The 19,561-nt window shown below is 63.9% G+C and carries 17 protein-coding genes; 7 read left to right on the top strand and 10 right to left on the bottom strand.

Going from position 1 to position 19,561, the window contains the following annotated elements:
- Window positions 1-30: 30 nt before the first annotated feature.
- Both argE and HU770_RS09965 read right to left on the bottom strand, forming a co-directional pair.
- On the bottom strand, window positions 31-1,191 hold the full coding sequence (gene argE, locus HU770_RS09970) for an acetylornithine deacetylase (RefSeq protein WP_186663571.1): 1,161 nt from the start codon (window positions 1,189-1,191) through the stop codon (window positions 31-33).
- Complete coding sequence (locus HU770_RS09965) at window positions 1,184-1,858, bottom strand: DUF1028 domain-containing protein (protein ID WP_186659575.1); 675 nt, start codon at window positions 1,856-1,858, stop codon at window positions 1,184-1,186. The genes argE and HU770_RS09965 overlap by 8 nt, the downstream gene beginning before the upstream one ends.
- Between HU770_RS09965 and HU770_RS09960 the strand changes: the two genes are divergently transcribed.
- The 3 genes from HU770_RS09960 to HU770_RS09950 all read left to right on the top strand — a co-directional run bounded on the left by HU770_RS09960 (window position 1,857) and on the right by HU770_RS09950 (window position 3,886).
- A complete protein-coding gene (locus HU770_RS09960) occupies window positions 1,857-2,051 on the top strand; it encodes a hypothetical protein (RefSeq protein ID WP_186663570.1) in 195 nt (64 codons plus the stop codon). The two genes, HU770_RS09965 and HU770_RS09960, sit on opposite strands and share 2 nt — an antisense overlap.
- A 99-nt stretch (window positions 2,052-2,150) precedes the next feature.
- Window positions 2,151-3,470 carry an NAD(P)/FAD-dependent oxidoreductase gene (locus HU770_RS09955; protein WP_186663569.1) on the top strand — a complete coding sequence of 440 codons (1,320 nt, stop codon included), beginning with the start codon at window positions 2,151-2,153 and terminating at the stop codon, window positions 3,468-3,470.
- A complete protein-coding gene (locus HU770_RS09950; protein WP_033697417.1) occupies window positions 3,470-3,886 on the top strand; it encodes a RidA family protein in 417 nt (138 codons plus the stop codon). The genes HU770_RS09955 and HU770_RS09950 overlap by 1 nt, the downstream gene beginning before the upstream one ends.
- Here HU770_RS09950 and HU770_RS09945 read toward each other — a convergent pair.
- The 4 genes from HU770_RS09945 to HU770_RS09930 are packed head-to-tail and all read right to left on the bottom strand — an operon-like array spanning window position 3,877 to window position 7,636.
- Window positions 3,877-4,683, bottom strand: a complete 807-nt coding sequence (locus HU770_RS09945; protein WP_186663568.1) for a sugar phosphate isomerase/epimerase — start codon at window positions 4,681-4,683, stop codon at window positions 3,877-3,879. The genes HU770_RS09950 and HU770_RS09945 overlap by 10 nt on opposite strands.
- A complete protein-coding gene (locus HU770_RS09940; protein ID WP_186663567.1) occupies window positions 4,680-5,420 on the bottom strand; it encodes an SDR family NAD(P)-dependent oxidoreductase in 741 nt (246 codons plus the stop codon). The genes HU770_RS09945 and HU770_RS09940 overlap by 4 nt, the downstream gene beginning before the upstream one ends.
- Window positions 5,417-6,766 carry an MFS transporter gene (locus HU770_RS09935; RefSeq protein WP_186663566.1) on the bottom strand — a complete coding sequence of 450 codons (1,350 nt, stop codon included), beginning with the start codon at window positions 6,764-6,766 and terminating at the stop codon, window positions 5,417-5,419. The genes HU770_RS09940 and HU770_RS09935 overlap by 4 nt, the downstream gene beginning before the upstream one ends.
- A 42-nt stretch (window positions 6,767-6,808) precedes the next feature.
- Complete coding sequence (locus HU770_RS09930) at window positions 6,809-7,636, bottom strand: amidohydrolase family protein (protein WP_186663565.1); 828 nt, start codon at window positions 7,634-7,636, stop codon at window positions 6,809-6,811.
- 147 nt (window positions 7,637-7,783) lie between these two features.
- Between HU770_RS09930 and HU770_RS09925 the strand changes: the two genes are divergently transcribed.
- Window positions 7,784-8,737 (top strand): LysR family transcriptional regulator, encoded by a 954-nt coding sequence (locus HU770_RS09925; RefSeq protein WP_186659560.1) that lies wholly within the window; start codon window positions 7,784-7,786, stop codon window positions 8,735-8,737.
- 39 nt (window positions 8,738-8,776) lie between these two features.
- On the opposite strand, the gene pgm is transcribed toward HU770_RS09925, so the two are convergent.
- Window positions 8,777-10,414: a phosphoglucomutase (alpha-D-glucose-1,6-bisphosphate-dependent) gene (pgm, locus tag HU770_RS09920; RefSeq protein WP_186659558.1), complete on the bottom strand. Its 1,638-nt coding sequence runs from the start codon at window positions 10,412-10,414 to the stop codon at window positions 8,777-8,779.
- A gap of 113 nt (window positions 10,415-10,527) precedes the next feature.
- Here pgm and HU770_RS09915 point away from each other — a divergent pair, with 113 nt between their 5' ends.
- From HU770_RS09915 to HU770_RS09905, 3 genes are all read left to right on the top strand, one after another.
- The gene (locus HU770_RS09915) at window positions 10,528-11,175 is read left to right on the top strand and encodes a DUF1345 domain-containing protein (protein WP_186659556.1); all 648 of its coding nucleotides are present in this window, start codon (window positions 10,528-10,530) and stop codon (window positions 11,173-11,175) included.
- 82 nt (window positions 11,176-11,257) lie between these two features.
- A complete protein-coding gene (locus tag HU770_RS09910; RefSeq protein ID WP_186663564.1) occupies window positions 11,258-12,043 on the top strand; it encodes an RHS repeat-associated core domain-containing protein in 786 nt (261 codons plus the stop codon).
- Between the two features lie 228 nt (window positions 12,044-12,271).
- Window positions 12,272-12,532, top strand: coding sequence for a DUF1652 domain-containing protein (locus HU770_RS09905; RefSeq protein WP_027593589.1), 261 nt, complete (start codon window positions 12,272-12,274; stop codon window positions 12,530-12,532).
- On the opposite strand, the gene HU770_RS09900 is transcribed toward HU770_RS09905, so the two are convergent.
- From HU770_RS09900 to HU770_RS09890, 3 genes are all read right to left on the bottom strand, one after another.
- Window positions 12,529-14,616 carry an EAL domain-containing protein gene (locus HU770_RS09900; RefSeq protein ID WP_186663563.1) on the bottom strand — a complete coding sequence of 696 codons (2,088 nt, stop codon included), beginning with the start codon at window positions 14,614-14,616 and terminating at the stop codon, window positions 12,529-12,531. The two genes, HU770_RS09905 and HU770_RS09900, sit on opposite strands and share 4 nt — an antisense overlap.
- Before the next feature lie 288 nt (window positions 14,617-14,904).
- Window positions 14,905-16,386, bottom strand: a complete 1,482-nt coding sequence (locus HU770_RS09895) for an efflux transporter outer membrane subunit (RefSeq protein WP_186659550.1) — start codon at window positions 16,384-16,386, stop codon at window positions 14,905-14,907.
- Window positions 16,383-19,490: an efflux RND transporter permease subunit gene (locus tag HU770_RS09890; RefSeq protein WP_033697405.1), complete on the bottom strand. Its 3,108-nt coding sequence runs from the start codon at window positions 19,488-19,490 to the stop codon at window positions 16,383-16,385. Before HU770_RS09890 ends, HU770_RS09895 begins: the two co-directional genes overlap by 4 nt.
- Window positions 19,491-19,561 lie beyond the last annotated feature (71 nt).

Below are 19,561 nucleotides of genomic sequence, written 5' to 3'. Positions count from 1 at the left end.
ATCCTGGGGCCGCAACGCGGCCCCCGTTTTTCAGCCCTGCCGCAGGTAATCCACCAGCCGCAGCAACATGGCATCACACCCCTGCAACTGCTCGACACTGACAAACTCGTCCGGCTTGTGACCCTGCTCCATACTGCCAGGCCCGCAGACCACCGTCGGGATTCCCGCCTGATCGAACAGGCCGCCTTCGGTACCGAACGCTACCGTGCCGAACGCTTGCGAACCACTGAGCAACGCCACCAGCTGCGCCGCCTCGCTGTCAGCCGGCGTGGCCAGCCCCGGGTAGGCACTGAGTGCTTGCAGGCGGATATCGGCGCCCTCGTTGACGGCGCGCATGCGGGGCAGCAACTCGGCCTCGGCGTAACCCTGCAACTGGTCAGCCACCCCTTGCGCGTCGAAGCCCGGCAAGGCACGCACCTCGAAGTCGAACTCGCACTCCTCGGGCACGATGTTCAGCGCCCTGCCCCCCTTGATCACGCCGGTCTGCACCGTGGAGAACGGCGGATCGAAACGCACGTCATGCTGCTCGGGCTGCGCCAGCCCCTCACCCATCTCGCCCAGCTTGCCGATCAGGCGCGCCGCGTACTCGATGGCATTCACCCCATAAGGCGCATAGGCCGAATGGCAGGCCGCGCCATGGACCTGACAACGCATGGCCAGCTTGCCCTTGTGGCCTAGCACCGGCTTGAGCTCGGTCGGCTCGCCAATCAGGCACAGCCGCGGTTTATGGGGCCGCTGTTCAAGGGCCGCGAGCATCGAACGTACCCCCAGGCAACCGACTTCTTCGTCATAGGAGAACGCCAGGTGCAGCGGCATACGCAAAGGCCGCGCGAGAAACGCCGGGACCGCCGCCAGCACCGAGGCAATGAAGCCCTTCATGTCCGCAGCGCCGCGCCCGTACAAGCGCCCATCACGTTCGCTCAGGGCAAACGGCTCGACCGTCCAGGCCTGGCCGTCCACCGGTACCACGTCGGTGTGCCCCGACAGCACCACACCGCCCACGTCCTGCGGGCCGATGGTGGCAAACAGGTTGGCCTTGGTGCCTTCGGCGTTATGGAACAACTCGCAGTCCACGCCAAGACCCGCCAAGTAGTCACGGATAAAGCCAATCAGCGCCAGGTTGGAATCGCGGCTGACCGTGGCAAAGCCGATCAGCCGGGCAAGCAGCGCGCGGCTGGCGAACTCACTCATTCCCCGGTACCCCGTAGCTTGGCGCTGCCGTGGGGTCGAGGGCGCGGGTCACGTAGTCCTGCATCTGGGGGCGATAGGCCTGCCACAGACCCTCCAGTTGCCCGATCGGGTCCTCATCGGCCCAGTCGACACGCAGGTCCACCAAGGGCCAGGTCAGCTCCCCGGCAATCTTCAATGCCGCAGAGTGCACAGGGCCGGCCTCGCCCCCCGCCGCCATGGCCGCGTGCATGGCCGCCAGCAGGCGGTCGGCCAGATGCCCCTCGGCCTGTTCGAAGGCGTGCACCATGGCCTCGATCACCTGCCGGGAAGACAGCAAGTTACCGGCCGCAGCGCACTGCTCGCCCGCCACGGCATCATGTACACCCAGGGCCTGCTTGCCGGTGAACAGCGCAACTTGGCCATGGCTGTCGATCACCGTGACCTGACGGTATTCGCTCCAGCCGTTGGCATTGAGCACCCGGTCCAGCGCGGCAGGCGGCAACTGCCCCTGCTCCAAGGCATCGAGCAGCTGCGGCCCGAGTGCCGGCAAGGTGATGTTCTGGGTCGCGACCGCCCCCACACCTGCACGAACCCAGGGGCAGCGTGCCCCTACCGCAATGCTCGACGAACTGATGGCGATACCGACCTGGCCGGTTTCCTGGCAGCGACCGATGATGGAGAAAGTCATGTCATGGCTCCTGTTGTTCTGTCCAATGCACGCCATTCTGGGTGGAAGCATCCAGCACGCGAAACGACCTTTTTCCGAGGGCTTGAACAGGAAAAAACTAAGCCCCTCGCCCGCCCTGCGAAAAACCGCCAAAACACCGTTGCAAGCCGCACGAATCAAGGCCTTCGCCGTTTTATCGGCAAGCACCAGCTAAATACTATTTTCGCCATTTGTGCTGCATCCCTAGTCTGGCCCCAGGCAACGGCGGTCCTCCAAACCGACCTTACAAAAATCGCCAGAAAAGGGCTCGGACATGACTCTGAACAACATCGAAATCGACACCCTCGTCGTCGGCGCCGGCCAAGCCGGCGTGGCCATGAGTGAACACCTGAACAAGCTCGGCGTGCCGCACCTGGTACTGGAGCGCAACCGCATCGCCGAAGCCTGGCGCACCGGCCGCTGGGACTCGCTGGTCGCCAACGGCCCGGTCTGGCATGACCGCTTCCCGGGGCTCGAATTCAACCTCGATGCCGATGCCTTCGCCGGCAAGGACCAGGTCGCCGACTACTTCGAACATTACGTGCGCAAGTACAACCTGCCGGTACGTACCGGCATCGAAGTGAAGAAAGTGGTGCGCAACAGCGACCGCCCCGGCTTCACCATCGAAACCAACGAGGGCGTGATCCGCGCCAACCGCGTGGTCGCCGCCACCGGCCCGTTCCAGCGCCCGGTGATTCCGGCCATTGCGCCGCAAGACCCACGTCTGCACCAGATCCACTCCGCCGCCTATTTCAACCCCGAGCAGTTGCCCGCAGGCGCCGTGCTGGTAGTGGGTGCGGGTTCTTCGGGCGTGCAGATCGCCGAAGAACTGATGCGCGCCGGGCGCCAGGTGTACCTCTCGGTCGGCGCCCATGACCGCCCGCCACGGGCCTACCGCAACCGCGACTTCTGCTGGTGGCTGGGCGTGCTGGGCGAGTGGGACGCAGAAATCGCCAAGCCCGGCCGTGAGCACGTGACCATTGCCGTTAGCGGCGCACGCGGCGGCCACACGGTGGACTTCCGCGCCCTCGCCCACCAAGGCATGACCCTGGTCGGCCTCACTCAGTCGTTCAGCGAAGGCGTTGCCCGCTTCCAGGACAACCTGGCGGACAACATTCGCCGTGGCGACGAGAACTACCTGGCCCTGCTCGATGCCGCCGATGCCTACATCGAACGCAACGGCCTGGACTTGCCAGAAGAGCCCGCAGCTCGCGAGCGGCTGCCCGACCCAGAGTGCGTCAGCAACCCGCTGCTCGAACTCGACCTGATGAAGGCCGGCGTCAGCAGCATCATCTGGGCCACCGGCTATGGCGTGGACTTCAGCTGGTTGCAGGTCGACACCTTCGACGCCAACGGCAAGCCTCAACACCAGCGCGGCGTTGCCCGCGAACCGGGCGTGTACTTCCTCGGCCTGCCCTGGCTGTCACGCCGCGGCTCGTCGTTCATCTGGGGCGTGTGGCACGACGCCAAGCACGTCGCCGGCCACATCGCCACGCAACGGACCTACCTGGCCTACCGCGACAGCGATCAACGCGCAGCGGATGACCAGCAACAACCCACGATCAGCAACGTCAGCACCCTCGGAGCCCACTGATGCCTACCCATACCCGTATCCGCATGTTCAACACCAAGGTCACCTACCCCAACCAGACCCTGGACAACGACCTGTGCCAGGCAGTGCGCGCCGGCAACACCGTCTACGTACGCGGCCAGGTGGGCACCGACTTCGAAGGGCGACTGGTGGGCCTGGGTGACCCACGGGCACAAGCCGAACAGGCGATGAAAAACGTCAAGCAGCTGCTTGAAGAGGCAGGCTCGGACCTGTCGCACATCGTCAAGACCACCACCTACATCACCGACCCGCGCTTCCGCGAGCCGGTGTACAAGGAAGTCGGCAAGTGGCTCAAGGGCGTGTTCCCGATTTCCACCGGGCTAGTGGTGGCAGGCCTTGCCCAGGCCGAGTGGCTGATGGAGATCGACGTGATCGCCGTGGTGCCGGATCAGGCTTGAGCCACCGCCTGCGCACTCAGCCAGGCCTGCGTTACCCGCGCAGCCGCCGTTAGCCGCTGTGCCCCGTGCAACTGGGCTGACGGCACTTCCACGCTGAGGCTGACGCCTTTGGGCAAGGCTGCGAGCAACTGCACCAACGGCAGTTGCCCGTCGCCCGGCAACTGCCGGCCCTGGCGCGCTTCCTGGATGATGCCGCTCTCGGGTGGCGCCTGCAGGGGCGCATCGCATAACTGCACGGCCTGCAAGTAACGCGGGTCCATGTGGGCAAGGTCCGCCACCTGCCCCCCCGCGCGAAACAAGTGCAGGGCATCGACCAGCACACCGCTGTTGCCTTGCCCCGCCCCTGCCACCACGCTGTAGGCCTGCTGCACGGTCGCCACCGGCCGCCAGCGCATGAACTCAAGGTCCACGCGCAGGCCATAACCCCGCGCCAGCACGCACAAGGCCGCGAAGTGCCCGGTCAGCCGCGCGAAATCGGCGTCATCCCCCGACACCGTCAAGCTCACCGCCCCCAGCTCTGCACCTGCCGCCAGCAACGGCTCGTAATCGGCGACCACCACCTCGGGCGTCAATGACACGAACTCGATGTCAGCGACCCGCACGCCCTCGCCCGCCATCACCGCCTTGAGCTCACGCAGCGCCTGGCTACCCGCCGCTTCCGGGTAAGCCAGTGCACCCGGGAGCACCGGGTGCAAGCGCAGCCCCACCGAACTGAAGCCGGCACGGCGCGCCTCGCGCACCAGCACCGCAGGCGCCAGGTCCAGCGCCGTCAGGTGAGCGACGCCGAGGCCACTCAATAGGTCGCCCTCCCGCCGCTGAGGTCGAACACGAAGCCGGTGGTGAAACTGCACTCGGGCCCGGCGATCCAGCTCACCATGTTGGCGATTTCCTCTACCTTCAGGAACCGCCCCATGGGGATCTTGGCCTTGCTCGCGGCAATGTGCTCCGGGGTCATCTCGGCCATCAGCGGTGTTTCGACCATGGCCGGCGCCACGCAGTTGAGCAACACGCCATCCTGCGCCAGCTCCTTGGCCGCGGCCTTGGTGAAGGCGATCACCCCTGCCTTGGCTGCCGAGTAGGCCGAGATGTATTGCACGCCATCCTTGCCGGCCATCGAGGCGACATTGACGATGCGCCCGTAGCCGCGCTCACGCATGTGCGGGATGGCGGTGCGGCAGCAATAGAACACGCCGTTCAGGTCAATGGCGATGACCTTGTCCCAGGCCGCTGGCGGGTATTCCCAGGCGGGCACCACCGGGCCATTGATACCGGCGTTGTTGACCAGGATCTCGACCTGCCCGACCTGCGCCAGCACATGGGCGAAGGCCGCCTCTACCGAAGCCAGGGACGACACATCGACAGACTGACGCAGCACAGGCTCGAAACCGTGCTGGGCCGCGTCCCAGCCATCGACCGCGAGGTCCCAGATCACCACCTGGGCGCCGGCAGCGTGCAACCGCTGCGCAATGCCCAGGCCGATGCCACGCATGCCGCCGGTGACGATTGCAGTCTGCCCTTGCAGGTATTGGCTCATTGCTTTGCTCCATTATCGAGAGAGGGAACGTCTGGCAGGCGACGCAGGTCGCTCACCATGAACAGGTAACACAGCGCACCCAGGACGGTGATCGACGACACGAAGACCAGGGCCCAGACAAACGAGCCGGTCATTGACACGATGATGCCGATGGTCAATGGGGTGACGATGCCCGCCGCGTTGGCGAACAGGTTGAACAGGCCGCCACTCAAACCCAGCAGGCCTTTAGGCGCGATATCGGAGACGATCATCCAGGCCAGCGCCGACATGCCCTGGGCAAAGTAGGCGATGCAGAGAATGGCGATCACCAGCGCGTCGGATTCGACATAGTTGGCCAACACAATGACCGAGGCCGTGAGCAGGCCGGCAATCACCGGCAGCTTGCGCGCCACGTTCAGCGAGTAGCCACGGCTCAGCAAGGCGTCGGACAACCAGCCGCCGACCAGGGTCCCCAGCGACGCGGCGATGAAAGGCAGGACTGCGACCCAGCCGACCTTCAGCCACGGCATGTGCCGCTCGGTCACCAGGTACGTCGGAAACCAGGTCAGGAAGAACACGTTGGTCGAGTTGCAGGCAAACTGCCCCAGGCAGATACCCAGCATGTTGCGGTGCTTGAGCAACGCCGGGATCTGCGACCAGCGGAACACCGTGGCTTTCTGGCCACCGTCGACCACGCCGCCGCCGGCGGCGATGTAGTCGAGTTCGGCCTGGTTAGCCGTGGTGGACTGGTGCGGTTCATGGTATTTGCGCCACCAGACCAGGCCATACAGGATGCCCATCAGCCCGACCGCCATCAGCAGAAAACGCCAGCCGTAGGCATGCAGCACCCAGAACAGCAGCGGCGTTAAAAAGGCCAGCCCGGTGTACTCGGCGAAGGTGTAGATACCGGTCGCCCTGGCCCGTTCACTCTGCGGGAACCAGGTCGCCACTACGCGACTGTTGGTGGGGAAGCACGGTGCTTCGGTCACCCCCACCAGAAAACGCATGCCCAACAGCGACAGAAAGCCCTGGGCCAACCCCTGCAAGCCGGTGAACAGCGACCACAGCGTCAAGGCCAGCCAGTAGGTAAACTTGGTACCCAGCCGGTCGATGAGGATCCCGCCCGGGATCTGCGCCGCCGCGTAGGTCCAGGAAAACGCCGAAAAAATCACCCCCATCATCGCCGCATTCAGGCCCAGGTCGGCACTGATACTGGGCGCCGCTATGCCCATCACGCTGCGGTCGAGGTAGTTGATCATGGTGCCGCCAGATATCAGCGCCAGGATCATGAAGCGCGTGCGGGTGCGTTGTTGCAGGCGTGCTGGGGTGTCGAACACCCCCAAGCCGATGTTCTGCTCAGTGTTCATGACGGTTGCTCTCTTGTTATTGGAATGGCAAAGGGCGCTGCGTCAGGCGAACCCGAACAGACGTCGCGGCGTGTCCCACATGACCTTGCGGCGCAGTTGCGCGTCCGGCATCAGGCGCTCGGCCAGTTTCAGCAAGGGCCCGTAGTCCACCCGCGCGCGCTGGCGAATGAACGGCCAGTCGGAGCCCCACACACAGGCAGCCGGGCCAAAGGCCTCGATCAGGGCATGGACGTAGGCACTGCTCTGCGCCAGCAGTGCATCGGCCGCGGCAAACTTCTGCATACCGGACAGCTTGACGCTGGCCCGGCCGCTGCCAGCCAACTGCAGCAAGGCCTGGAAGCCCGGCTGCTGGACGCCGGCGCATACGTCTGGTCGGCCGCAGTGGTCGATCAACAGGCGTGCCGAGGTACGCTGCAGCAGCCCGCGCAACGCCAGCAACTGGTCTTCGCAGACCTGCACCTGGGCAAACAGGTCGAGTTCGGCGAGCTTGCCGAACAGCCCGTCGACCGCGTCGAGGCTCGCCACACCGTACAGCGCCGGGTTGAAAGCCACCCCGACCACCCCTTGGGCCCGCAGCGCGGCCAGCGCATCGAGGGTGATGCCAGGGTCGACCACCGCCACGCCCTTGAAACGCCCCTGCCCCACGGCCAGGGCGTGCAACAGGCAACGGTTGTCGGTGTGGTAGCCGCTGTTGGGGCCTACCAGCAAGGCATGCTGCACACCGTAGGCTTCCATCACCCGGTTGAACTGCTCGAGGGTGGCGACCTCCTGCCCGGAAGGTGCATAGGGCGCGTCGGGGTGATAGGCAAAGCGGGCGGGGTCAAACAGATGGTTATGGCAATCGATCTTGGGTTCGTCAAAGATGTTCACGCAGCACTCCCCTCAAGCGCCGCTGCGCTTGCCTGCAGATCTTGTTATGGTGCGCCGCAAAGGCGGCTCGACTCGGTTCAAGATACTGCGAGCCCAGCGGAAGCGCTCATACCCAGATGGCGAATACCATAACCAAAGGTAATGCTCATGCCCCTCGACAACGAAGGCCCGGAAACCCGCGCGCTGGTGTTCAAACTGCGGCACATGGAAGTGTTTCGTGCGGTGATGCTGACCGGGTCGATCAGCGCGGCGGCGAAAATGCTTTATGTGTCGCAGCCGGCGGTGAGCAAGTTGATCCAGTACATCGAGGGGCGCCTGGCGTACCGGTTGTTCGAGCGCATCAACAACCGCCTGGTGCCTACCCACGAGGCGCAGATTCTCTTTCGCGAAGTCGAGCGGGTGTATCAGGCGGCGCTGGAGGTCAATGAATGTGCGTTGTCACTGGCCAGTGGCGGCCATCGCAACCTGCGCATCTCGTGCAGCGCATCACTGTCGACCGTGGTCATCCCGATTGCGCTGGCCCAGCTCAAGCGCGAGTCGCCCTCGCTGAACATCGAGTGGCAAACCTCGCTGATGGGTGAAATGCCGAACCAGATCCTGTCGAAGAAGGTCGACCTGTCGATTGCCGCCTTGCCGGTGATCCACGATCACCTGCATTCACGGGCGTTCATGCGTGGCCGCATGGTGGTGGTGATGCCGCCGGAGCACGCCCTGGCGCGGCAGGCATCCCTGACCCTGGAGCAACTGCAAGGCCATGACTTGCTGTTGTTCAGGCCCGACATGCCGTTTGGCAAACTGCTGGCCGAACACATCCACCAGCGCGGCCTGCAGCTGCAATCATTGTTGTCGTTCACCAATGCCAACGAAGCCGTGGCCCTGGTCAAGCAAGGCATGGGGCTTACCCTGATCGACGAGTTCGTGGCGCAGGACAGCGGCTTGGCGGTGGTGCCACTGGCCGAAGAAATCCACTTCGACATCAGCTTTGTCTATTCGCGCTTCGAACCGCCCTCGCACTCGGCGCTGCACCTGATGCAGGTGCTGCATGCGCAGGCGTTGAAGCTTGGGCGTGGGGTTGCCGGGTTCGAGCTGCCTACCGCCTGAGGCAGAGAAGCGGCCCGGCAAGGCCGCCTCTGCAGGGAATCAGGCGATGGCGGCGTCCACCAACACCTGCGCTTCCTGCACCAGGCGCTGCAGGTGCGCCTCGTCGATGAAGCTCTCGGCGTAGATCTTGTAGATGTCCTCGGTGCCCGACGGCCGCGCGGCAAACCAGCCGTTGGCGGTCATCACCTTCAACCCGCCAATCGCCTGGCCGTTGCCTGGCGCATGGCTGAGGATCTGCACGATCGGCTCACCGGCCAGTTCGGTCGACTTGACCTGTTCGGGTGCCAGCTTGCTCAGCAACGCCTTCTGCCGTACATCGGCCTTGGCCTCGACACGCGTAGCAAACGGCTTGCCCAGTGCCGCCGTCAGGTCCGCATAGGCCTGGCTCGGATTACGCCCGGTTCGTGCGGTCATCTCTGCGGCCAGCAAGGCCGGAATCAACCCGTCCTTGTCAGTGGCCCAGACCGAGCCATCGCGGCGCAGGAACGACGCCCCCGCGCTTTCCTCGCCACCAAAACCCAACGAACCATCGAACAGGCCTTGGGCAAAGAACTTGAAGCCCACCGGCACCTCATACAGTTCGCGGCCCAGGCGCTCGGTGACGCGGTCGATCAGGCCGCTGGACACAACGGTCTTGCCCACTGCCGCGTCGCTGCGCCACTGCGGGCGGTGACGGAACAGGTAGTCGATGGCCACAGCCAGGTAGTTGTTCGGCTGCAACAGGCCATCCGGGGTGACGATGCCATGGCGGTCGTGGTCCGGGTCGCAGGCAAACGCCACGTCGAAGCGCTCGCGCAGGCCAATCAGGCCCTGCATGGCGTGGGGCGAGGATGGGTCCATGCGGATCTGGCCGTCCCAGTCGACGGTCATGAAGCGGAAGGTCGGGTCGACCTCGGTGTTGACCACTTCCAGGTTGAGCTTGTAATGCTCGGCGATCGCCGCCCAGTAATGCACCCCGGCCCCACCCAACGGGTCAACACCCAGGCGCAGGTTGGCGCTGCGAATCACATCGAAGTCGATGACATTGCCCAGGTCTGCCACGTAGTGGCTCACGTAGTCGTGGCGATGGGTGGTGGCCGCTTGCAAGGCCTGGGCATGGTCCATGCGCTTGACGCCCGCCAGGTTCGCCGCCAGCAGTTCGTTGGCCTTGGCCTCGACCCACTTGGTCACGTCGCTGTCGGCCGGGCCTCCATTGGGCGGGTTGTACTTGAAGCCGCCGCTTTGCGGCGGGTTGTGCGACGGCGTGATGACGATGCCGTCGGCAAGGCCTTGTTCGCGGCCACGGTTGTAGCAAAGGATGGCGTGGGACACCGCCGGGGTCGGCGTGTACTCGTCGTCTTTGGACAACATCACCTGCACGCCGTTGGCCGCCAGCACTTCCAGCGCACTGGCCGAGGCCGGTGCCGACAGCGCGTGGGTGTCGGCGCCGATGAACAGCGGGCCGTCGATGCCCTTCTCCTGGCGGTACAGGCAGATGGCCTGGGTGATGGCCAGCACGTGGTACTCGTTGAAACTCAACTCGAAGGAAGTACCTCGGTGCCCCGAGGTGCCGAAGGCCACCCGCTGGGCCGCCACCGCCGCGTCGGGGCGGCCGGTGTAGTAAGCGGTGAGCAGTCGGGGAATATCGACCAGCACGCTGGCCGGAGCCAGCTTGCCTGCCAAAGGACTGAGCGTCATGCAGAAACCTCGAGTTCAACGGATGTTGGTGTTGGAGCCTGCAGTGTACTGAGAGTTGCAATGCCGCGCGATGGTCTAGAGTATTTGCCATCACTCCCCGGCAACGAGGCCCCATGGCTGTCCACCGCCTGACCCGCACTCACCCCCGCCTCACGCTCGCCGCCCTGGTCGGCATCATCGGCGCCTGGCTGGTCCCGGCAGGTGACACCGTCCAGCACATCCTCGTCGGCTGGAACCTCGGTGTCTGGCTTTACCTGCTGCTGGTGCTGTGGCTGACCTGGAACGCCAACCCGGATAAAGTCCGCAAGGTCGCCCAGATCGAGGACGAAAACGCCGGGCTGGTTCTGTTTACCGTGTGCATCGCCGCCATCGCCAGCCTGGCCGCGATCACCCTGCAACTGGTCTCCAGCCGCGGCCTGCAAGGCAATGCGCTGACCCTGCACTACCTCTACACCGGCTTGACTGTGGCCGGCTCCTGGCTGCTGATCGGCTGCATTTTCAGCCTGCACTACGCCCGGCTGTTCTATAACGGGCAAAACCACGAACCCCCACTGCGCTTCGCCGATGGCGAACGCAACCCCGATTACTGGGACTTCCATTACTTCTCGTTCACCATCAGCGTGGCGGTGCAAACGTCCGATGTCGGCGTCGCCGGGCGCGGGCTGCGGCGGGTGGTGCTGGCGCACTCCGTGGTCGGCTTCGTGTTCAACACGGCGATTCTGGGGTTCACCATCAATATTGCGGCGGGCCTGCTGGGTTAATTACCCTGACAGTTCTGCCAGTAGACGGCCCGTCAACAGGCAGAAAGAATAAGGAATTCGTTATCCGCTGCAGGTCGAAACCATGACTATTTTTGCCCAACCTCCAACGTCTACGCGATTCTTCTACGAGGCAAATCGCTTATGCAGTATCAAGGGTGCCTCATCCGAGCGTATCCTGCGGGCTCAGGGAATCGGGATCGGGCAAAAATCTGATACCACGAATGTGCAGCTTTACCAGTTAGACGACGCACGCTCCATTATAGGAAGCGCTTCAACACGCTCGGCATTTCCCTACACACCTTATGGTGGCGGGAGCTCGGATGAACCCTTGCTTTCGTCATCTTTCGTCGGCCAACGCTTCGACACTGCTTCTGGCGGTTATCCGTTGGGCAATGGACTGCGTCTCTATAAACCCGGCATTTTCCGGTTCGCCTCATCGGACGCGCTGTCTCCCTTTGGAAAAGGGGGATTTAATTCATACAGCTATTGCCAAGGCGATCCAGTCAATCGACATGATCCAAGCGGTCAGTTTTGGATAGTTCGATACCTACTCCGTGCTACCCGCGGGTTAATTCGCACTGCCACTCATGTCATTAAGGAGACTTGGGGCCATCTGGCTGACCAGATAGCGCCAGGCTTTAGGGTACTCGGCGACGTGGCAATGGCTGCCGCGTCTGTCCCAACCGAGCAGTCGATGAGGGCCAGGACATTGATTCTACGGGAACAGCCCACCCTTCAGCCGCCATTAGAAATTGCATCTCAATTCAACCGTCCACGCGTATCAGATGCCATCGGCGGACTGCCCCATATTCAATCGAGCGTCAGAAATGGCACGCCGCACCATTCGTCTGAAATTACTACGTACTGATTGTGCAGAATAAAGTTGTATCCGCGCGCTGTTGCCCAAGGAAAACGTTTGCCAAGACGTCATTAGCCCAGTGCGGTCCATGAAAAGGATGTGACCACGGTCATGCATTGGCACATTAACCCTATCTGCAGCCGGGAATTCCCCATGGCAGGTGCTATGGTTACATTCCCGGCGGCCGTGCCTGCGGCCACCCGCTCACCGCGTCCAGGTAAGGACAAGGAGGCTGGCATGAACAAGATGACGTTCCCGAACGCCTGCCAGGTGATGCGCTGGCATTTCCACCCGTTGGGCTTCGAGGCCAGCATGGATGCGCCGCGCAGCATGATCGCGCGCCTGTTCGACCGCGCCACCGGGGAAACCCTGCTGGCCATCGCCGGCATCCCTTGCGCCGCCATCATGGCCGCAGCGGATGTCGAGCGCATCATCGAAGCGGTCGAGGCCGAAATGGACGCCTTCGTACCGGTCTTCGCCTTGCGCGACGCAGGCTAAACCGGCACCTCGGGTTCCTGGCGCAGCGACTGCAAATTGCCCATGAACTGCTCTGCCGGCACCGGCTGGCCCAGCAGATAACCTTGCAGCGAATCGCACCCCAGGCGGGTGAGGAAGTCTTGCTGTTTGTCGGTCTCTACCCCTTCGGCAACGATGCGCAACCCCAGTGCCTGGCCCAGGGCAACGATTGCAGAGACAATCGCGGCGTCATCGCTGTCCTGCTCCAGGTCACGCACGAAACCACGGTCGATCTTCAGTTCGTTGGCCGGCAGGCGCTTGAGGTACATGAGGCTGGAGTAACCAGTGCCAAAGTCATCGATTGACAAATCCACGCCCATGTCGGACAGGCGTTGCAGCACCGTCAGGCTGGCATCGGCGTCGTGCATGGCGGTGGTTTCGGTGATTTCCAGGGTCAGGCAGTTGGCCGGCAGGCCATTCTCGCTCAAAGCCCGGGCCACGCTTTCGACCAGCCCAGCGTGGCAGAACTGGATGGCCGAAAGGTTGACCGCCATGCGCCAGCCCAGGTGCCCTTGGTCCAGCCACTGACGCATCTGCCGGCAGGCTTCGTCGAGCACCCATTCGCCAATGGGGATGATCAGGCCGGTCTTTTCCGCCAGGCCGATGAACCGATCAGGCAGCAACAACCCCTGCTGCGGGTGCTCCCAGCGCAGCAGGGCTTCGGCACCGATCGGCTGGCAGGCCTGGGCATCGAACTTGGGCTGGTAATGCAGGCGGAACTGGCCCTGCTCCAGCGCCTGGCGCAGGTCCTGCAGCAACTGCAGTTGCTGCCGGGCGTTGCTGTTCATCGACACGTCGAAGAAGCTGTAGCCATTCTTGCCTGCGCTTTTGGCGTGGTACATCGCGGCATCGGCATTGCGCAGCAACTCGTGCTGGTCCAGGCCATTGCCGGGGTACAAGACGATGCCCAGGCTGGCCGTGAGTTGCAGATCATGCTCGGCGACACGGAACGGCCGCGACACCAGGTTGACCTGTTTGACCGCCACGTCCATGGCATCGTTTGGCTCCTGCAATTCCACCAGCAGCACGAACTCGTCGCCGCCAATGCGCGCCAAGGTGTCCTGGCTGTGCAAGTGGCCACGCAAACGTGCGGCCACGGCCTTGAGCAACAAGTCGCCGACATGATGACCAAAGGCATCGTTGACCGGTTTGAAGCCATCCAGGTCGATGAACATCAAGGCAAAGCACCCGCCCTGCTCCGCCACCTTGCCGATGGCCTGCTCGATGCGGTCGGCCAGCAGGGTACGGTTGGGCAGGTCGGTGAGCGTGTCGTGCAGGGCCAGCTGGGTCAGCTCCTGGTTGGCCAGGGTCAGCGAGCGGGCAAGTTCAGCGGTGCGCGCTTCCAGGCGCGCGTCCAGCACCGAGGTCAGCAACGCCACCGCCAATACCGCCAGGGTGGTGATCAGCACCAGGTAGACCAGCCCGTCGCCTTGCAGCCCGCCGCCCAGCGCACCACAGAAGCTACCCGCAGGGAAATTGGCCGCCGCCATGCCGGTGTAGTGCATGCCCACTATGGCAACCCCCATGATCACGGCCGCCAGGCCCCGGATCTGGCGCACGTAAGGGGTGTGCCTGCGCAAGCGAAACGCGATCCACAGCGCCGCCGCCGAGGCGCCAACGGCGATCAACAGCGAAGCGCCGAACAGCGTTGGGTCATAGTCGATGCCCGGTAGCATGCGCAGCGCGGCCATACCGGTGTAGTGCATGCAACTGATGCCTGCCCCCATGATCAACGCACCCAAGCCCAGTTGCAGCCAGGGCAGGCTTGGCTGGCTCACCAGCCACAAGGCAAAGCCTGACGACAGCACAGCGATCAACAGCGAAAACGCCGTGAGCCCTAGGTCGTAGCCCAGGTCGATGGGCAGGCTGAACGCGAGCATACCGATGAAGTGCATCGACCACACGCCGATGCCCATGGCCAGCGCGCCGCCCCCCATCCACAGGTGCACAGCCCTGCCTTTGGCCGTGGCAATACGGCCGGTCAGGTCAAGGGCGGTATAGGACGCCAGGATCGCCACGCACAGCGAAATCAACACCAACGAAGAGGAGTAGCTGCCTGTGAGCATTGGGAGTTCCAGCGACAGGCCAGGGGCCCGGAAAAAGCTGACGATTGTACTCAAGCTTTGGCGAAACGCACGGGGTTTTTGCGAATGGGAATGGATCCAACATCCCCTTCTTAGGCCCTGCCCAGGCGCGGCCTGTGGGAGCGGGCTTGCCCCGCGAAGCAGGCACCGCAGAGAATGGCACGGGCTTCGCCCGTATTCGCGGGGCAAGCCCGCTCCTACTGGGTCATGCGTGTTTTCTGAGTTTCGAGCAAGACCGGTGCTCACACAGCCCTAGGGCTGGGCGAGCTCCTACTCGGCAAACGCCTGCTCGGCATCCCAACCGCCGCCCAGCGCGGCAATCAGTTGCACACTCGCCACCAACCGCCCTTGCAGCAGGTTCAGCACACTGCGCTCGTTACTCAACGCCGTGGTCTGCACGTTCACCACATCCAGGTAGCCGATCAGCCCCGCGCGGTACTGGTTCTCCGTCAGGCGAAGCGACTCACGCGCCGCGTCCAACGCCTCCTGGCGTACCACCGCTTCATCGCCGTATACCTTCAGCTGCACCAGGTAGTTTTCCACTTCCTTGAAGCCATCGAGCACGGTCTGGCGATACTGCGCTACGGTCTGGTCATACACCGCCACGGTACGGTCCACCTCGGCGCTGCGCTTGCCCGCATCGAACAGGGTCATGGCCAGCGAAGGCCCTACCGACCAGTACCGGTTCGGCAGTTCGATCCAATTGCTGAAGCTGCTGCTGGAATAGCCCCCACTCAGGCTCAGGCTCAGGTCGGGGAAGTAGGCAGCCCGCGATACGCCGATATTGGCGTTGGCGGCCATCACGTTGCGCTCGGCCGAGGCAATGTCCGGGCGGCGCTCGAGCAATTGCGAGGGCAATGTCACGGGGATGTCCGGCAGCGCCGGGATGCTCTTGCTGTCGGCCAATGCAAAGTTAGCCGGGGCCTTGCCCAGCAACACGGCAATGGCATTCTCGAACTGCGCACGCTGCCAGATCAGGTCGATCAGGTCCGCCTGGGTGCTTTTCAGCTGGGTCCGCGCCTGCGCCACCGCATCTGGCCCGGACACACCGGCGCGGTACTGGTTTTCGGTCATGCGCAGCGAGCGCTCGTAGGTGGCCACGGTCGCTTCCAGCAGGCGCTTCTGCTCATCGATCACACGCAACTGCAGGTAGTTCTGCACCAGCTCCGACTGCTGGCTCAGGCGGATCGAGGCAAGGTCGGCAAAGCTGGCTTCGGCACTGGCTTCGTTGGCGTTCAAGGTTTCACGCAGCTTGCCCCACAGGTCGATCTCCCAGCTCACGCCGAGCTGCGTGTTGTAGGTGTTGCGAATGCCGCTGCTGTTGTTCGACAGGCTGGAGCTGGAGCTGCCAGTGCCTTGAGCCGAACGGTTCTTGCTGGCGCTCAGGTCCAGGCTCGGGAACAGCGCGGCGCGGCTGCTGCGCACCAGCGCCTGGGCCTGGCGGTACTGGGCTTCGGACTGCGCGACGGTCTGGTTGCTGCGGTTGAGCTCTTCGACCAAGGCATTGAGCCCGGCATCGCCATAGACCTCCCACCAGGCGCCACGGGCAATGGCGTCCGACGGCTTGGCCTGGCTCCAGCCCTCGGCCTGCTTGTACTGCGCCGGGGTGCTCAGCTCGGGGCGGTGGTAGTCCGGGCTCAGGGTACAGGCACTGAGCAGCGCCACACACAGGCTGGCGCCGAGCAGGCGCGAGCCACGCCCCAGGGTCAACGACTGCAGGGTACGGTGAAGGGGTGTCTGGGCAAAGTTCATAGCGGGGTATCCAGAGCGGCGTCGGTGCGCACGCCGCGCCAATGGTTGAAACGGTGACGCAGGCGGTCGAGGTACAGATAGACCACCGGTGTCGTATAAAGGGTGAGGATCTGGCTGAAGACCAGGCCGCCGATGATGGTCAAACCCAGCGGCTGGCGCATTTCCGCGCCTTCGGCACGGCTGACCAGCAGCGGCAAGGCGCCAAGGATGGCCGCCAGGGTGGTCATCAGAATCGGCCGCAAGCGCAACAGGCAAGCGCGGCGGATGGACTCTTCCGGCGACAGGCCCTGGTGGCGCTCCAGTTGCAGCGCCAGGTCGATCATCAAGATCGCGTTCTTCTTCACCACGCCAATCAGCAGGAACAGGCCCAGCAGCGAGATGAGGCTGAACTCGCCGCCGGTGACATACAGCGCCAGCAAGGCACCGACGCCCGCCGAGGGCAGTGTCGAGAGAATGGTCAGCGGGTGAATGTAGCTTTCATAAAGAATGCCCAGCACCAGGTACACCAGCACCAGCGCGCCGAGGATCATGAAGGGCTGGCCTTCCTGGGTCTTGGCGAAAGCGTCGGCGGTGCCGCCGAGCTTGGCGATGACTTCTTCGGGCAGGCCCAGCTTGGCCACCGCCCGCTCCACTGCAGCCATGGCCTGGTCGGGGCTGTAGCCTTCGGCAACGTCGAAGGCAATGTCTTCGGAGGCAAACTGGCCCTCGTGGCTGACCCGGTCATTGGCCAGGCTGTTCTCGTAGTGGGCAATGGTCGACAACGGCACCCGGGCGCCATCATTGGTGATCACCTGCACCTGCTCCAGGGTACTCGGGTCCCAGGCGTATTTCGGGTTGATCTCCAGCACTACCTGGTACTGGTTGAGGCTGTCGTAGATGGTCGAGATCTGCCGCTGGCTGTAGGCGTTGTTGAGCACCGTGGTGACCATGTCCATGTCGATGCCCAGGCGCTTGGCCTGGTCACGATCGACCACCAGGGTTACCTGCTGGGTGCCGGCGCCGTCACGGGCGTCGATGGCGGTCAATTCGGGCAAGGCACGCACCGCCGCGACCACTTTCGGGAACCACTCGCGCAGGGCTGCCAGGTCGCCGCTCTGCAGGGTATAGAGGTACTGCGACGAAGTCTGGTCACGCCCGCCGCCACCCAGTTGCAAGTCCTGGTCGGCCATCAGGAACAGGCGCCCGCCGGGCACCTTGGGCATCTCTTTACGCAAGCGCTCGATAACCTTCTGGGCATCGATCTTGCGCTCGTTGATCGGTTTCAGGCGCACGAGCACCATGGCATTGTTGGTACCACTGTTGCCGCCGATAAAGCCCGCCACGCTCTGCACCGCAGGGTCGGCGAGCAAGGCGCGGCGGTAGATTTCCATCTTCGGCTGCATCACGCTGAACGACAGGCCATCGTCACCTCGGATAAAGCCCATCAACTGGCCGGTGTCCTGCTGCGGCATCAGTGTCTTGGGCACCACCACGTACAGGGCAATGTTGATGCCGATAGTGGCCAACAGGCTGAGCAGGGTCAGGCGCTTGTGGCGCAGCGCCCAGCCAAGGCTGCGGTCATAGCCATTGACCATGCGCTGGTGCAGCTTGTCGCTCCAGCGCTGCACGCGCGTCTGCTGCGCCTGGTGCGGCTTGAGCCAGCGCGCGCAGAGCATCGGTGTCAGGGTCAGCGAGACCACCAGCGAGACGATGATCGCCGCCGCCAACGTGATCGAAAACTCCTGGAACAGGCTGCGCACGATGCCGCCCATGAACAGGATCGAGACGAATACCGCCACCAGCGACACGTTCATCGACAACAGCGTGAAGCCCACTTCCTTGGCACCCAGGAACGCCGCACGCATCGGCGGCTGGCCATCCTCGATGTGCCGGGAGATGTTCTCCAGCACCACGATGGCATCGTCCACCACCAGGCCCGTGGCCAAAATCAGCGCCATCAGCGACAGGTTGTTGAGGGAGAAACCGCACAGGTACATGACGGCAAAGGTGCCCACCAGCGACACCGGTACCGCCAGGCTCGGGATCAACGAGGCACGCAGGCTGCCAAGGAACAGGTAGACCACCAGAATCACCAGGCCTACCGCGATCAACAGGGTGTGCTCGGCCTCCTTGAGGGTCGCCTTGATCACCGGCGAGCGGTCCATGGCCACGTTCAGCTGGACGCTGGCCGGCAGTAGCGACTGCAACGCTGGCAACTGCGCCTTGATCTGGTCGACCGTCTCGATGATGTTGGCCCCGGTCTGGCGGTTGACCACCAGCAGCACCGCGCTCTGGTCGTTGAAGAAGCCGCTGTTGTAGCGGTTCTCGACGCTGTCGGTGATGGTCGCCACGTCGGACAGACGCAGAATGGTGCCGTTCTGCTGGCGGATCACCACCGGCTCGTAGTCCTTGGCCGTTTCCAGCTGGTCGTTGGCCCGCACCTCCCAGCTACGCTCGGCATCCTCGACGAAGCCCATGGGCCGGCGCTGGTTGGCGTTGGCCACGGCGGTGCGCACCTCGTCCAGCGACACGCCGTACTGGTTGAGCAACTGCGGCTCCACCGAAATGCGCACGGCCGGCAGCGAACTGCCGCCGATCTGCACCTCCCCTACCCCGGATACCTGGGCCAGGCTCTGCGACAGGATGGTGTCTGCCAAATCGTACAGCTGGCCCTTCTGCAGCACATCGGAGGTCAGCGACAGCACCATGATCGGTGCCTGCGACGGGTTGATCTTCTTGTACGTGGGCATGCTGCGCATGCCGCTGGGCAGCAGGTTGCGGGTGGCATTGATGGCCGCCTGCACCTCACGCGCCGCGCCGTCGATGTCACGGCCCATTTCAAAGCCGATGATCACCCGCGTCGAGCCCTGGTTGGAGCTGCTGGTCAGCGTGGTAACGCCGGCGATACTGCCCAGCTTGCGTTCCAGCGGCGTGGCCACGGTGGCGGCCATGACTTCAGGGCTGGCACCGGACAGGTTGGCCTGCACCACGATCACCGGGAAGTCCATCTGCGGCAGCGGCGCAACCGGCAGCAGGCCGAAGCTGACCCCACCCAGCAGCATGATCGCCAGGCTCAGCAGCATGGTCGCTACCGGGCGCCGGATGAAAGGACCGGACAGGTTCATTTGTAGCTCCAAGCTGCAAGTTGCAAGCTACAAGTGGGCGTGCGAGCAGGCTCGGAACTCCGGCTCACGCC

Origin of the sequence: Pseudomonas sp. SWRI68 (assembly GCF_014269165.1) — a bacterium.
Lineage (GTDB): Bacteria > Pseudomonadota > Gammaproteobacteria > Pseudomonadales > Pseudomonadaceae > Aquipseudomonas > Aquipseudomonas capeferrum.
The sequence above is the reverse complement of the archived record's forward strand: the minus strand, read 5'-3'. Positions and strand labels throughout refer to the sequence as shown.